Origin of the sequence: Streptomyces sp. TS71-3, from assembly GCF_018327685.1 — a bacterium.
Taxonomy (GTDB): domain Bacteria; phylum Actinomycetota; class Actinomycetes; order Streptomycetales; family Streptomycetaceae; genus Streptomyces.
Map to the genome: position 1 here is coordinate 3,126,086 of NZ_BNEL01000003.1, position 14,401 is coordinate 3,140,486.

Consider the following 14,401-nt stretch of genomic DNA (forward strand, 5'->3'; position numbering starts at 1 on the left):
CCTGGCCGGGCTCAGGCACCCGCGGCGCCATCCGCATCGCAGCACGGACCAAGGAAGACAACTGATGACTGAACGCCAAGCTCCTCAGGCAGGACTGGGACGGCGCCACCTGATCGGCGGCTCACTCGCCGCCATGACCGCCACGGCGATGGCCGCACCCGCGTCCGCCGCCGAGGGGAAGCCCACGGCTCCGGCGCGGTCGGACGTCACCGTTCCCGACGGTGAACTGCTCGGCTACAGCCTGCCGCTCAGCGCACGCGGCACGGCCCAGATCGTTGCCGCGCCGCCGTGGCACTACGTGGGCGACCTCGTCGGCGTGGAGTTCTGGACCTCTCCCGACGCGGCCGAGGCGGCACTGCCCGCCGGTCTCATCTCCGACCCGTCCACCGCGGGCCACGGCTACGCCTGCTTCATCGACTGGCAGTTCTCCGGGGACCACCAGGAGTACCTGGACCCGGTCCGCAGCCAGTACTCGGAATTCCTGATCCTGCTCGACGCGCGGTTCGACGACACCGCCGTCGCATGGTGCCCGTTCATCTACGTCGACAACGATGCCGCCCTGGCCCGTGGCTGGTTCCAGGGCTTCCCCAAGAAGATGGGGACCATCCGCCAGACCCGCGCGTTCTCCGTCGCCAGCCAGGCCGGGCCCGTGGTGGGCGCCGGCGGCGCCTTCGGGGCCAGCATGTCCGCGGCCGGTCACCGGCTCGCCGAGGCGAAGATCACGTTGAAGCAGAGCGGCACGACCCTGCCCGCCCTGGGCCGGCCGATCGTCAATCTGCGGCACTTCCCGCGGCTGAGCGCCGGGCAGTACGCCAACCCGGCCGTCCACGAACTCACCCAGTCCATACTCGACACGCCGCAGGTGGCGAACGTCTGGACGGGCAGCGGTGACCTCAGCTTCTTCCCGGCGCCCGGCGAGGAGCTGGCCGACCTCAAGATCCAGCGCACGGGCATCGGCTTCCGCGGCTCCCTCTCCTACACGGTGACGGACCTGAAGATCCTCACCGGCCCGGACGCCCCGGGGAACTGACCCGCGCTGCGGGGCGGCCGTCCAGCGGCCGTCCCGCAGCCGGCCGGTGCCAGACCTCGGGGGAGGCGGCAGGTCGGCGAGCCGGGTGACGCAGCCGTCCGGCAAACGCCCGGCCCGAGCCTCACCGTTCGCCGGGCACGGACGCCCCCGCGGCGGCGAAGTGCTTGAGCAGGGGCGCCGTACCCTCCGGGTTCAGCAGCAGATCGGCGCCCGCGTAGGAGCGGTGAACGACCTCCACCATGCGGTCGAGCATGCTCCGCTCGTACGCCGCGATCGCCTCGTCGAGACCCCGGTGTTCCGGCGCGAACAGGGCGCGGACGAGTTCGACGGCGTCGAGGAGGGCCATGTTGACGCCTTCGCCGGAGAAAGGCGGCATGACGTGCGCCGCGTCACCGAGCAGCGTGAGCCCGGAACGGGGCCGCCAGCGCTGGTGCGCGGGCATGCCGTAGAGGGGCCAGTACGCGAAGTCGCCGTCGATCTCGTCGAGCACCGCCAGCAGGTCGGGGTGCCATCCGGCGAAGGTCCCGCGCAGGTGGTCCCGCACCGCGTCGGCGTCCTCGAAGCGTTCGCCCTGGGAGCGCGTCGGGTCCTCAGCCGCCCGGATCGCGAAGTAGACGCGAACCGACCTGTCGGCGCTGCGCTGCGCCAGTATCGCCCTGTTGTCCCCGAGCGCGTGGAGGATGCCCTCACCGGTGTGGCGGGCGACGAAGGAGCCGGGACCGGGGTCCCGGAGATCGCCGTGCACGAAGGTGATCCCGCTGTAGGCGGGCCGGGCGGCGGTGACCAGCGGGCGGGCGCGGGAGCGGATGCCGTCGCAGGCGAGGACCAGGTCGGCGTCGAGCCGGCTGCCGTCCGCGAGGCTCACCCGGTGGCGGCCGCCGGGCAGCGGCGTCACCTCGTCGACGCGAGCGCCCCAGGTGACCGTCTCCGGTGGCAGCGCATCGAGCAGCAGGTGCCGCAGCTGCACCCGGTCGATCTCCGGCCGGTACTCGCCGGCCTCCTCGTCGACGGTCATACGGACCTCGCCGTCGGGCCCCATCAGGCACAGCCGCTGCCCCAGGGGGCGCGCCAGTTCCTCGAACCTCTCGTGGAGGCCCATCTCGCGCAGCGCCAGCTGTCCGCCCCGCTCGCCGAGATCCAGGCTGCCACCCTGGGAGCGCGCATGCGGTCCCGCGTCCCGTTCCAGGACGCGAGGGGTCACTCCGCGCAGGTGCAGCAGCCGCGCGACCGCGAGCCCCGCCGGGCCGCCGCCCAGAACGACGACGTCCGAGGCCCGCGCGACCTGCTCGGAGGAGGGGAAGGAGGAGGGGACGGGAGGGAGTTCGGTCATGTCCAGGTTCCTGTCATGAGTGGTTTCACGGTCAGATCTGAGCGAGGCCGCCGTCGACGACGATCTCCGAGCCGGTGATGTACGAGGAGTCCTCCGACGCGAGGAAGGCCACGGCACGGGCCACCTCCTCCGGCCTGCCCCAGCGGGCCATCGGTACGGTGCCGGTCACGTACGCGTCGATCGCGTCCCGCATGGCCGGGTCCTGCTGCGCGGTCAGCGGGGTGGCGATGCACCCGGGGGTGACCGCGTTGACGCGCACGCCGCGGCCGAGTACCTCCTCGTCCAGCGCCAGCGTCCGCACCAGGCTGCGCACCGCCGCCTTGCTGGCCGAGTAGAGCGGGTCACCGGGACGGCCCTTCGCCTCGGCGACGGAACCGGTGACCACCACCGAAGCGCCGCGGCGCAGCAGTGGCAGCGACCGGACCACGGTGAAGAACACGCTCTTGACGTTGGTGTCCACCATGAGGTCGAAGTCCTGCTCACGGGTGTCGAGGACGGGTGGGGCATCGGACCTGCCCGCGTTCGCGAACAGCACGTCGATGTGCCCGTACCGCTGACGGACCTCCTCGGTCAGGCGCTCCACCCCGGTCACCGTCGCGAGATCCGCGGCCACCGTGTGCACCGGGGCGCTCCCGGAGATCCGGCTCGCCGCCGACGCCAGCTTCGCGGCGTCGCGCCCGGCGATCACCAGGGCGTACCCCCGCTTCGCCAGCTCGGCCGCCGTCGCCAGGCCGATCCCGCTGCTCCCGCCGGTCACCACCGCGACCCGGCCCGTCCGGTCCTCTGCCATTACGCACCCTCCCTGCCTCACGCCTTCCGGCCTTGCATTCACAGTCAAACACAAAAGTAAGTCAGTTACCTTATCGTCCGGGTGGTAACCTGCCTCACATACAAAAGTCACCGAGTGTGGAAATGCGGTGAGGGCGTGCTAGCGTGCCCGGATGGCCGGTGATCAGGAAGAGGGCGCCGCGCGGCTGAGCCTGCGTGAGCGCAAGAAGCTGCTGACCCGCCGGGCCCTGATCGAGGCGGCCGAGGCCAGGTTCGCCGAGCGCGGGTTCGACAACGTCACGGTGGCGGAGATCGCGGATGCGGTGAACGTCGCGGCCAAGACCGTCTTCGTGTACTTCCCGACCAAGGAGGACCTCGTCTTCCACGGCGAGGACGAGGTGCTGCGCACCCTGGTCGAGGTCATCAGGAACCGCCCGGCCGGGACGACCCCGCTCGACGCCACCGTGGACATGCTGGGCCGGACGATGACCGCCAGCGCCATCGGCGCCGTCGGTGAACTCGAACGCCTGCACCGCACCGTCGGCGACAACGGCAATCTCCTGTCGCGCATGCGGCTGATGTGGGAACGCTTCGAACTGGCCGTGGCCGCGGAACTCGCCGCGGAGACCGGCGAGCCGGAACACTCTCCCCGTCCCCGCGTCGCCGCCGCTCAGATCGTGATGGTCTACCGGATGATGGCCTCGCCGGAGGCCATGGCCCACGTCCGTGCGCAGCCGAGGAACCGCAGGCGCAAGGCCTTCGACGACTGGCTCGGTGTGGCGCGGGAGATGGTGGGCGACGGCATCGGCGAGTACGCCAGGCGTACCTGAGGATCCGTCCGTGACGCCGGACGCTCCGCGCGAAGCGCCCACCACTCCCGTTCCGTATAACGAACGAGATGGGCGTCCGGCGGTGCGTGAGGGCGTCACCGCCCGGGCCTGCGCCCGCTCGCACGCCCGGCGCGCCTGCCAGAGTGCCGCTGTCACCTCGACCGGTGTGGGAAGTGGCCGTCCGCGAGGGGATGCCGCGTGACCGTTGACACTCCCCGGAGCCGGACCCTAGCGTGACCGGTGTTCGCTTGGACGAACGCATGCGGAGGTCTGCCCCGTGGAATCCCGTCGGCCGCGGTGGGCCCCAGCGGCCCCAGCGCCCCCCCTTACGTGCCCACCTCCTCGCACAGGCCGCCGCCTGAGGTGAACGGGGTGGCGAGCGTGCTGCCCACCGCCGCCGCTCCCTCCGATCCTGCCGCCCCGCACGGGACCGCTGCCGGGCTGTGTCGCACGCGCGCCCCGTCGCGGACCAGGCACGAGAGAAAGGCATCTCGCAGATGAGTGTGGAAACCCGGGTCGCCATCGACGTGGGAGGGACCTTCACCGATGTCGTCAAGCTGGTCCCCGCCACGGGCGAGCTGGCCTTCGAGAAGGTGCCGACCACGCCAGACGCCCCGACCAGCGGTGTGATGAACGCCTTCGAGCAGGCGGCGGTCGCCATGCCGGACGTCGCGATGTTCCACCACGGCACCACGCTGGGCCTGAACTCCCTGCTGACCCGCTCCGGCGCGCGTACCGCGCTGGTCTCGACCCGCGGCTTCCGCGACGTGTACCTGCTCGGACGGACCGACCGCCGGGCGATGTACGACATCGCCTACCGCAAGGCCGCGCCCCTGCTCCAGCGCTACGACACGTTCGAGGTCACCGAGCGCGCGCACTTCGACGGGACGGTCGCCACCGCACTCGACGAGCAGGACGCCCACCGGGTGGCGGCTCTGATCGCGGAGCGCGGCTACGAGGCCGTGGCCGTCGCCTTCCTGCACTCCTACGCCAACCCGCGTCACGAGCTGCGCATGCGGGAGATCCTCCAGGAGGCGCGGCCCGGCTTGCAGGTGACCGTCTCTCACGAGCTGTCCCGCGAGTACCGGGAGTACGAGCGGACCAGCACCGCGGTCCTGGACGCCTACATCAAGCCCGTCGTCCGCGGATACCTGCGGGACCTGGAGACCGAGCTGGCCGGGCGGGACTTCGCCGGCCGCTTCCTGATGTCGCGCTCCGGCGGCGGCGCCATGACCGCGGCGGCCGCCCGCGAGCAGCCGGTCAACCTGATCCTGTCCGGGCCGGCCGGGGGAGTGGTGGGCGCCGCCGCGTTCTCGCGGTTGATCGGCCGGAAGAACCTGATCACCGTCGACATGGGCGGGACCAGCCTGGACGCCTCGCTGATCCTCGACTCCCAGCAGGTGGTCCACCAGGGCGCGCAGTTCGAGGGCCTGCCGATCAACACCCCGTCGCTGTACATCCACACCATCGGCGCCGGCGGCGGGTCCCTGGCCTACCTCGACGGCGCGGGCGCGCTCCAGGTCGGCCCGGGCAGCGCCGGAGCCACACCCGGGCCCGTGGCCTACGGCCGCGGCGGGACGCAGCCCACCTTCACCGACGCCGCGCTCGTCGTCGGCTACCTGGGTGCCGACACCCCGCTGGGCGGCCGGCTCGCCCTGGACGGCACGGCGGCTGCCGCGGCACTGGAACCGATCGCCGGCGCGCTGGGTCTTGGCACGACCGAGCTGGCCCGCGGGATCCTGCGGATCTCCAACACCAAGATCGTCGGCGCGGTACGGGCGATCACGGTCGAACTCGGCCACGACCCGAAGGACTTCTCGCTGCTGTCGTTCGGGGGTGCCGGGGGCCTGGTGGCCGTGGACGTGGCCCGCGAGCTGGGCATCCCCTCGGTCGTGGTCCCGCCCGGCCAGGGCGCGTTCTCGGCGCTCGGGATGCTCATGGCCGACGTCCAGCACGACCTGTCCCGCACCGCGGTCATCGCCCTGTCCGACCTGGACCGCGACGCGGTCGAGTCCTCCTACGGAGCCATGGAGGAAGAAGCCTGCGGGCAACTGGCGGACGAGGGCTTCGACGCGGGGCGCCGCCTGCTGCACCGGGGCGTGGACGTCCGCTACGTCGGGCAGGAGCACTCGGTCACCATGCCCTTCCCCACCGGCAGCGAGGACCTGGTCGAGGCCATCGGCGCGGAGTTCGCCGCGTTGCACCTGCGCCAGTACGGCCACGTGATGGACGAACCCGCGGAGATCACCGCGCTGCGGCTGCGGGCGGTCGGCGTGGTGGACAAGCCCGAACTGCCCCGCCTCCCCGACCGCTCGGGCGGGCCGGTCCCGGCCGCCGGCAGCCGCAAGGTCCACGGGGCCGGCGGCCGCGTCACCGACTACGTGTTGTACGTGCGCGAGGACCTGCGGCGGTCCGACCGCATCGAGGGACCAGCGATCATCGCCGAGCACACCGCCACCACCGTGCTGCACGAGGGCGACCGCCTGGAGGTCGGCCCGTACGGCGAGCTGCTCGTCACCGTCGCCGAAGAGGCCGCCGAAACGGGGGAGCAGGCCCGATGACCGACGCGATCACCATCGAGATCATCCGGCACGCGCTGCTGTCCGCGGCCGAGGAGGTCGCCCGCAACCTGTGCCGCACCGCCTACAACACGGTCGTGTACGAGATCCACGACTACGGCATCGGCATCCACGACGCGGCCGGCGACGTCGTCGCCGACGCCCCCGGCATCGCCGTCTTCACCCGCGGCAACGACCACGGCATCAAGAAGGCGGTCGAGTTCCTCGGCGCCGGCGCCATGGAACCCGGTGACGTGTTCATCCTGAACTACCCCTACTGGGCCTGCGCGCACACCCTGGACCCGCTGGTCTTCGCGCCGATCCACGTCGGGGACGAGCTGGTCGGCTTCGCCTCCTGCCGCGTGCACGTGCTGGACCTGAACCAGAAGGACCCCGGCTACGTCCTGGACTCCACCGACAGTTCCCAGGAGGGCCTGGTGCTGCCCGCCGTCAGGCTCTACCGGCGCGGCGAGCAGAACACCGACGTCTTCAACATCATCCGCTTCAACTCCCGCCTGCCCGAGCGCACCATCGGCGACATCCAGGCGCAGGTCTCCGCGTGCGTCACCGGCGTGCGGCGCACCCAGGACATCGCCGCCAAGCACGGTCGCGAGAACCTGACCGGCGCCATGCGGGCGATCAACGAGCACGGCGCGGCGCTGGCCAGGCTCGGCCTCGCCAAGCTGCCCAAGGGCACCTGGAGCGCGACCGACTTCGTCGACAGCGACGGCGTCGACACCGACCGGCTCGTCGAGCTGCGCGCCACCGTGACCATCACCGACGACGAGATGACCGTCGACTGGACGGGCAGCGCCCGCGACGTGCGCGGCCCGATCAACCTCCCCGTCGGCCAGACCCACGCCCTGTCCAGCCTGATCTTCAAGGCGCTGACCACGCCGGACACGCCGGTGGTCGCGGGCAACTTCGCCCCGCTGCGGGTGATCACCGAACCGGGCAGCGTGATGCACGCGGTGCCGCCGATGCCGACGTTCACGCTGTGGACGGGGCTGCTGGCCGGCGAGGTCGTCCTCAAGGCGCTCGCCAAGGGCATGCCCGACCTGGTGCCCGCCTGCTCGGGCGGCGACGTCTGCTCGATGATGGGCCTCGGCGTCAACCCGCGCACCGGCGAGCCCTGGCTGGAGGCGACCAACGAGGCCGTCGGCTTCGGCGCGACCGCCACCGCGGACGGCGAGGACGGCATCATGCACCTGTCCGAGCCCGGCTGCCGCAACAACCCGGTCGAGGTGCTGGAGACCAAGTCCCCGATGGTCATCGAGTCGTACGGCTACCGGCCCGACACCGGGGGAGCGGGCCGGCACCGCGGCGGTTGCGGGGTCAGCCGGGTCTACCGCTTCACCGCGCCCTCGACCGGCATCTGCCTGGTCTACAAGACCAGGACCCGCCCCTGGTCCATCGCGGGTGGCGGCGAGGGGGTCCCGAACCGCATCGTCATCAACGGCGGCACCGAGCGCGAGCGCGTCCAGGGCGGCAGCTACAACCGCCTGGAGGCCGGCGAGGTGCTCGCCAACGAGACCGGCGGGGGAGGCGGCTTCGGCGACCCCTTCGAGCGCCAGCCCCAGCGCGTGGCCGACGACGTCAGGAACGGCTTCGTGTCGGTGGCGGCGGCCGCGCGGGAGTACGGGGTCGAGGTCGACCCCGAGGACTTCGCCGTCGACGAGGACAGGACTGCCGACCTGCGGGCCGCCGCCCGTACACCCGGGTGAGACCGCCCGGATCCCGCCCGCCCCACCTCCCAGGGAGACGCTCGTGCCCGGAAATCTGACGATCGAGAACGCGCTGGTCTTCGACGGCCACTCCGCGGAGCTCACCGAGGCCTCACTGCGCATCGCGGACGGCATCGTCGAGGAGATCGGCGAGGGGGTCGCGCGGGGCGGGCACGTCATCGACGCCCGGGGCAGGACCCTGATCCCCGGCCTGATCGACGCGCACTTCCACGCCTACGGCATCTCGCTGCTGGGCCTGGAGTTCCAGGCCGGCCCGGCGAGCTACCTCGCCCTGGCGGGTGCCCGCCGGCTGGAGAGGGCGCTCGGCCGCGGCTTCACGACCGTGCGCGACGTCGCCGGCGGCGACATCGGCCTGGCACGGGCGATCGACGCCGGGCTGCTGCGGGCGCCCCGCTACCTGTACACCGGGCCCGCGCTGAGCCAGACCGGCGGGCACGGCGACGCACGTCCCGCGGAACTGGACATCTGCCTGCACGGCGGGCACATGAACGAGGTCGTCGACGGGGTGGAGCCGCTGCGCCGGGCCGTACGCGAACGGTTCCGCACCGGAGCCCACGCCATCAAGATCATGACCTCCGGCGGGGTCGTCTCCCCGACGGACCCGCTGCGGCCCGCGCAGTACTCGGCCGAGGAGGTCGCGGCCGTCACCGACGAGGCCGCGCGGCGCGGCAGCTATGTGGCCGCCCACGCCTACTCGCCCGAGGCGATCCGGCACTCCGTGCTGAACGGGGTGCGCTCCATCGAGCACGGCAACCTCCTCGACGAGCCGACCGCTGCCCTGCTGGCCGAGCACGAGGCCTTCCTCGTCCCGACGCTCGCCGCCTACGACGCGATGGACCGGCGCGGCGAGGAGGTCGGCCTGCCCGCGGTGGGCCGCGCGAAGAACCGCGAGGTGCTGGACGCCGGGCGGGTGGCCGTCGAGCGGGCGCACGCCGCCCGCGTGCCCGTCGGCTTCGGAACCGACCTGATGGGAGACCTGGAGGACGACCAGCTGCTCGGCCTGCGCCTGCAGACCGAGGCCGCCGGCATCCTCGCCTGCCTGCGCTCGGCGACCTCCGTCAACGCCCGGCTGCTGGGCCGCGACGACCTCGGAACCGTCGCCGTGGGTGCCCGCGGGGACCTGCTGCTCCTGGACGGCAACCCCTTCGACGATCCGGCCGCGCTGTGGGACCACCGCAGGCCGCGCCTGGTCGTCCACGACGGCATCCCCCTCGAACCCGGTGGCCTCCCCGACCCCGCCTGACGGCCCCGCCCACGGCGCGTGCCACCGGTGTCCAGGGCACGGCGGGGCCCGCCGCCCCGCTGCTGCCGGACCCGCACCCCCGGAGGTGAACTGCCATGTCTCCCGACCCGATCGGCGCGTCCGGCGCCGGTCACGACCTGTCCTCCGCCGCCCCCGTCGCCGGTGGCCCGCTGCCCGTGGGCCACGCGTTCGCCACCATGAGCCTCACCCGGGAACACGTCAAAGCCGGAAGTGCGCTGTTCTTCGCCTTCGTCATCGAGGCGTGGGAGATGCTGATCGTCTCCTACGTCTCCTCCTCCATCCGCGCCGACTTCCACATCGGCGCCGCCGCCGTCGGACTGCTCCTGTCGTCGATGTACTTCGGCATGATCCCCGGCGCGCTCCTGTGGGGCGCGGTCACCGACCGCATCGGCCGCAAGATGACCTGCATCTGGAGCCTGGCCGGCTACGGCTTCTGTTGCGCGGCCTCCGCGCTCGCCCCCAACTACTGGAGCTTCTGCGCCGCCCGCTTCTGCTCGGGATTCGCCCTCGCCGGCATCCTGGTCGCGGTGTTCGTGTACTTCGAGGAACTGCTGCCGGTGCGCCACCGCGGCCGCGCCACGGTCTTCCTCGCGGGCGGCTGGCCGATCGGCACCCTGATCGCCGTCGGCGTCACCGCGGGCGTGGTGAACACCCTGGGCTGGCGCGCGGTGATCCTGATCAGCGCGCTGTCCGGTCTGTGGGCGCTGCTGATCTGGCGATGGGTGCCGGAATCCCCGTACTGGCTGGTCACCAAGGGGCGGCAGGCCGAGGCACGCGCCGCCATCGAGCGGCTCTCACGCGGCCAGGTGGACACGACCCGCGAGCTGTACGTGCCGGTGGGCCCCCGCTCCAGCGCCCGGGCGCTGTTCCAGGGCAGGGCCACGAAGATCACGCTGTTGCAGGTGGTCGTCAACTTCGCGCTGTCCTGGGGCTACTGGGGCCTTCAGACGTGGCTGCCGAACCTGCTCGCCGACCGGGGGCTGTCGCTGCCCGCGAGCTATCTGTTCATCACCGTCTCGGCGTTGAGCATGATCCCGGGCTACCTCAGCGCTGCCTGGCTGACCGCGCGCTACGGCCGGCGGCGCATCTACCTGAGCTATGTCTTCCTGGGCACCGCCGGCGGGCTGCTGTTCGCGTTCGCCCCCTCGATGGCGTTCCTCTACGCCGGGAACGTCATGATGTCGATCTTCGCCCAGGGCTCCTGGGGCGTCTGGGACACCTGGATGGCCGAGGTGTACGAGACGCACAACCGCGGCCGCGGCTACAGCCTCGGCATCGCCGCCCAGCGCGTCGCCAACGCCATCGCGCCCGGTGTCATCGGGCTCTTCGTCTCCTACGCGTTCGGGTTCACCAGCACGGTGGCGTTCATCGAGGCGTTCTTCGTCGTCGCCCTCGTGCTGGCCCTGCCACTGCCGGAGACGGAGGGCGAGGAGCTGACCTGACCGTCCCGGGCACGCGGCTCGCTGTAGAGTGTGGAAATCGCCCTTGACCTGCAAAAGTGCGGGCAGGGAGCCTGATTCGGGAGTATCTCGATGCTGCGTACCATGTTCAAGTCCAAGATCCACCGTGCCACCGTCACCCAGGCCGATCTCCACTACGTCGGCTCCGTGACCATCGACGCCGACCTGCTGGACGCCGCCGACCTGCTGCCGGGCGAGCTGGTCCACATCGTCGACATCACCAACGGCGCACGCCTGGAGACCTACGTCATCGAGGGCGAGCGGGGCTCCGGTGTGATCGGCATCAACGGCGCCGCGGCGCACCTGGTGCACCCCGGCGACCTGGTGATCGTCATCAGCTATGCGCAGGTCGACGACGCCGAGGCGCGTGCGCTGCGTCCCCGTGTCGTCCATGTGGACCGCGCGAACCGCATCGTCGCCACGGGCGCCGATCCCTCCGAGCCCGTGCCGGGCGGCGAGGTGGTGCGCGGCCCGGGGGCCGTGGCCAGGGCGTGAGCACTCCACCCGGGCGCGGAGTATGCACCCTTCCGCGTCCGGGCGCACGCTGAGCGGCGCCGAACATGAGTGGGCGGGTACGCGCCGGGTACGCGAGGGTCGAGTCCAGAAGCAGCCGCGTCCGGACCGCAGACAGAGGCGTCCGGACAACCGGCCCGGAGGCCGACATGACCTTTCCGTTCCCCGACCCCGTCCCTCCGACCCCCACGCCCGGGCCCGACCGCCCAGGGCCGCCGCGGCCCCCGGACCCGATGCCGCCCGACCCGACGCCGGCCCCGGGTCCCCGGCCGATGCCGGAGCCGTCGCCGGTTCCGAAGCCGCCCGGGCCCGAACCCACGCCGGAGCCCGAGCCGGGGCCCGTGTCCTGACACCGGAGCACCGGCGCGTGGGCGGTCGCACGCGCAGCTCCCCGCGCCCCTTTCATCGGCGCTCGGCGCCCGGTCAGGGGCGCGAGACGGGGATGCCTTCCACGCCGTCAAGGCAGCGGGCGAGCGACCCGCCACAGCGCGTCCCCTCCCGGCCGGCCACCGGCCGGGAGGGGCGTTCTCCGCCATAACCGGGCCGTCGCGGACACGCCGTGTTCACCGGCGCCCGGAAGGCGCGGGCCGGCCGGCGGCGCCGGGTGCCCCGCCGCGGCCGCGCAGCCACCGGCCCGTGAGTGGTCGGACGACGGTCCGACGCGACCGTCCCGCTACGCCTCGACCTCCGAGCGGTCACCGGCCCAGAGGGTGTGGAAGGTGCCCTCCCCGTCAGTGCGCTTGTAGGTGTGCGCACCGAAGTAGTCCCGCTGCGCCTGGGTGAGCGCGGCGGGCAGGCGGTCGGCGCGCAGCGCGTCGTAGTAGGCGAGCGCCGCGGAGAAACCGGGTGTCGGCACCCCCTGCTGGACCGCCGCCGCCAGCACCGCGCGCCAGTCGTCCTGCGCCGCCGCGATCTCGTCCGCGAAGCCCTTGTCGGAGAGCAGGCTCGGCAGGTCGGGGCGGGCGTCGAAGGCGCTGCGGATCCGGTCGAGGAACGCCGCGCGGATGATGCAGCCGGCGCGCCAGATGGCCGCCACCGAGCCCTCGTCGATGTTCCAGTCGTACTCCTCGCTCCCCGAGGCGACCAGGTGGAAGCCCTGCGTGTACGAGACGATCTTCGACGCGTACAGCGCCTGCTCCACCTGGTCCGCGAAGGCCGCCGCGTCCTTCTCGCTCATGGGCCGCGCCGTCGGGCCGGCCAGGTGCCGGGAGGCGTCGCGCAGCGCCCCGTGGCCCGAGAGCGAGCGCGCGAAGACGGCCTCGGCGATGCCGGACACCGGCACGCCCAGGTCCAGCGCGACCTGCACCGTCCAGCGGCCGGTGCCCTTCTGCTCGGCCTGGTCGAGCACCACGTCCACGAACGGGGACCCGGTACGGGCGTCGGTCTGCGACAGCACCTCGGCCGTGATCTCGATCAGGTACGAGTCGAGCCGGCCGGTGTTCCAGGTGCGGAAGATGTCGACGATCTGCGCGGGCGTGTAGCCGGCGACGCTGCGCAGCAGCTGGTAGGCCTCGCCGATGAGCTGCATGTCCGCGTACTCGATGCCGTTGTGGACCATCTTGACGAAGTGCCCGGCGCCGTCCGGGCCGACGTGGGTCACGCAGGGCGAGCCGTCCGGGGCCTTCGCCGAGATCTTCTCCAGCATCGGGCCGAGCGAGGCGTACGACTCAGGGGAGCCGCCGGGCATGATGCTCGGCCCGTGCAGCGCGCCCTCCTCGCCGCCGGAGATCCCGGTGCCGACGAAGTGGATGCCCCGTTCACGCAGCTCGTGCTCCCGGCGCCGGGTGTCCTCGAAGTGCGCGTTGCCGCCGTCGATGATCATGTCGCCCGGTTCCAGGAGCGGTGCGAACTCCTGGATCACCGCGTCGGTGGGCGCACCGGCCTTCACCATGATCATCACGCGGCGGGGGCGCTCCAGCGCGGCGACGAGCTCCTCCGGGGTCTCGGCCGGTACGAAGGTGCCCTCGTCGCCGAATTCCTCCACCAGCGCACGCATCTTGGACGCGGTGCGGTTGTGGACGGCGACCGTATAGCCGTTGCGGGCGAAGTTCCGGGCGAGGTTGCGCCCCATGACCGCAAGCCCCGTTACGCCGATCTGGGCCGAACTGCTCATATGCCAAACTCCTGGATCAGTTAAGGAAACCGTGATCGCCAGTATTACTCGTGCAGGGCGGTTCCTCTCGACGAAGGCGTATCCGGGGACGGCGGCCGCACTTCGGGCAACTGCCGGAACGGAGTGTCGCTTTCGGCCGCGGCACGCAGTGCCACGCCACCGCGGCCCGCTCCCGGTGACAGCCGGAATCCGCAGGACAGGCGGGGTCCGACACCGCCGACTCTGGGGTGGTTGAGCGCTCAGAACACCGATATGAGCGACTGATTGCGCTCTTGTCCCGTCCTGTCGCAGCGCGTAACTTTGCGGCGCCCAATGCTGTGGGACCCGGGGGCGCGCCCCCGGCCAGTCGACGGGGGGACCCCCATGGCCGTACGCGGTCGGCACCGCAGGTACCAGCCGAACCGGATCAACCGCGCCTCGCTGACCGTGACCGCGGGCGGCGCCGGCCTCGCGATACCCCTCATCGGCGCAACGGTCGCCCACGCAGCCGACGTGGACACCTGGAGCAAGGTCGCCGCCTGCGAGTCGAGCGGCCGCTGGGACGTCAACACCGGCAACGGCTACTACGGCGGCCTCCAGTTCACGCAGTCCACGTGGGAGGCCTACGGCGGCCGGTCCTACGCGCACCGTGCCGACCAGGCCAGCAAGACCCAGCAGATCGCCGTCGCCGAGAGGGTGCTGAACAGCCAGGGCCCCGGCGCCTGGCCCACCTGCTCGCAGCGCGCGGGACTGACCCGGGGCGGACCCGCTCCGGCCGCCCCCGCCGCCGCGGGCACCGGATCCCGGACCG

10 protein-coding genes and 1 pseudogene are annotated in these 14,401 nt (G+C 72.2%); 8 read left to right on the forward strand and 3 right to left on the reverse strand.

Going from position 1 to position 14,401, the window contains the following annotated elements:
- Positions 1 to 64: 64 nt before the first annotated feature.
- Positions 65 to 1,030 carry an acetoacetate decarboxylase family protein gene (locus Sm713_RS37175; protein ID WP_249416930.1) on the forward strand — a complete coding sequence of 322 codons (966 nt, stop codon included), beginning with the start codon at positions 65 to 67 and terminating at the stop codon, positions 1,028 to 1,030.
- Between the two features lie 121 nt (positions 1,031 to 1,151).
- On the opposite strand, the gene Sm713_RS37180 is transcribed toward Sm713_RS37175, so the two are convergent.
- Together Sm713_RS37180 and Sm713_RS37185 are read right to left on the reverse strand one after the other, a co-directional pair.
- Positions 1,152 to 2,360 (reverse strand): NAD(P)/FAD-dependent oxidoreductase, encoded by a 1,209-nt coding sequence (locus tag Sm713_RS37180; protein WP_212914333.1) that lies wholly within the window; start codon positions 2,358 to 2,360, stop codon positions 1,152 to 1,154.
- 31 nt (positions 2,361 to 2,391) lie between these two features.
- On the reverse strand, positions 2,392 to 3,150 hold the full coding sequence (locus Sm713_RS37185; RefSeq protein ID WP_212914334.1) for an SDR family NAD(P)-dependent oxidoreductase: 759 nt from the start codon (positions 3,148 to 3,150) through the stop codon (positions 2,392 to 2,394).
- 151 nt (positions 3,151 to 3,301) lie between these two features.
- On the opposite strand from Sm713_RS37185, the gene Sm713_RS37190 reads away from it, so the two are divergent.
- From Sm713_RS37190 to panD, 6 genes are all read left to right on the forward strand, one after another.
- Positions 3,302 to 3,958: a TetR/AcrR family transcriptional regulator gene (locus Sm713_RS37190; RefSeq protein ID WP_212914335.1), complete on the forward strand. Its 657-nt coding sequence runs from the start codon at positions 3,302 to 3,304 to the stop codon at positions 3,956 to 3,958.
- A 497-nt stretch (positions 3,959 to 4,455) separates the two neighbouring features.
- Positions 4,456 to 6,519, forward strand: a complete 2,064-nt coding sequence (locus tag Sm713_RS37195) for a hydantoinase/oxoprolinase family protein (RefSeq protein ID WP_212914336.1) — start codon at positions 4,456 to 4,458, stop codon at positions 6,517 to 6,519.
- On the forward strand, positions 6,516 to 8,240 hold the full coding sequence (locus Sm713_RS37200; RefSeq protein WP_212914337.1) for a hydantoinase B/oxoprolinase family protein: 1,725 nt from the start codon (positions 6,516 to 6,518) through the stop codon (positions 8,238 to 8,240). The genes Sm713_RS37195 and Sm713_RS37200 overlap by 4 nt, the downstream gene beginning before the upstream one ends.
- Before the next feature lie 43 nt (positions 8,241 to 8,283).
- Positions 8,284 to 9,504 carry an amidohydrolase family protein gene (locus Sm713_RS37205; protein ID WP_212914338.1) on the forward strand — a complete coding sequence of 407 codons (1,221 nt, stop codon included), beginning with the start codon at positions 8,284 to 8,286 and terminating at the stop codon, positions 9,502 to 9,504.
- Positions 9,505 to 9,599: 95 nt separating this feature from the next.
- Positions 9,600 to 10,967: an MFS transporter gene (locus Sm713_RS37210; RefSeq protein ID WP_249416931.1), complete on the forward strand. Its 1,368-nt coding sequence runs from the start codon at positions 9,600 to 9,602 to the stop codon at positions 10,965 to 10,967.
- A 90-nt stretch (positions 10,968 to 11,057) separates the two neighbouring features.
- The gene (gene panD, locus Sm713_RS37215; RefSeq protein ID WP_212914339.1) at positions 11,058 to 11,480 is read left to right on the forward strand and encodes an aspartate 1-decarboxylase; all 423 of its coding nucleotides are present in this window, start codon (positions 11,058 to 11,060) and stop codon (positions 11,478 to 11,480) included.
- 691 nt (positions 11,481 to 12,171) lie between these two features.
- Here the strand turns inward: panD and gndA are convergent.
- Complete coding sequence (gene gndA, locus Sm713_RS37220; protein WP_212914340.1) at positions 12,172 to 13,611, reverse strand: NADP-dependent phosphogluconate dehydrogenase; 1,440 nt, start codon at positions 13,609 to 13,611, stop codon at positions 12,172 to 12,174.
- Positions 13,612 to 13,974: 363 nt separating this feature from the next.
- On the opposite strand from gndA, the pseudogene Sm713_RS41900 reads away from it, so the two are divergent.
- Positions 13,975 to 14,265 (forward strand): annotated as a pseudogene (locus tag Sm713_RS41900) (transglycosylase family protein); the annotation flags it as partial.
- Between the last annotated feature and the right edge of the window lie 136 nt (positions 14,266 to 14,401).

Coding starts and splice junctions, on each gene's coding strand:
- Sm713_RS37180 (WP_212914333.1), bottom strand. CDS start 2,360: ATGACCGAACTCCCTCCCGTCCCCTCCTCCTTCCCCTCCTCCGAGCAG.
- panD (WP_212914339.1), top strand. CDS start 11,058: ATGCTGCGTACCATGTTCAAGTCCAAGATCCACCGTGCCACCGTCACC.
- Sm713_RS37200 (WP_212914337.1), top strand. CDS start 6,516: ATGACCGACGCGATCACCATCGAGATCATCCGGCACGCGCTGCTGTCC.
- Sm713_RS37185 (WP_212914334.1), bottom strand. CDS start 3,150: ATGGCAGAGGACCGGACGGGCCGGGTCGCGGTGGTGACCGGCGGGAGC.
- gndA (WP_212914340.1), bottom strand. CDS start 13,611: ATGAGCAGTTCGGCCCAGATCGGCGTAACGGGGCTTGCGGTCATGGGG.
- Sm713_RS37175 (WP_249416930.1), top strand. CDS start 65: ATGACTGAACGCCAAGCTCCTCAGGCAGGACTGGGACGGCGCCACCTG.
- Sm713_RS37195 (WP_212914336.1), top strand. CDS start 4,456: ATGAGTGTGGAAACCCGGGTCGCCATCGACGTGGGAGGGACCTTCACC.
- Sm713_RS37210 (WP_249416931.1), top strand. CDS start 9,600: ATGTCTCCCGACCCGATCGGCGCGTCCGGCGCCGGTCACGACCTGTCC.
- Sm713_RS37190 (WP_212914335.1), top strand. CDS start 3,302: ATGGCCGGTGATCAGGAAGAGGGCGCCGCGCGGCTGAGCCTGCGTGAG.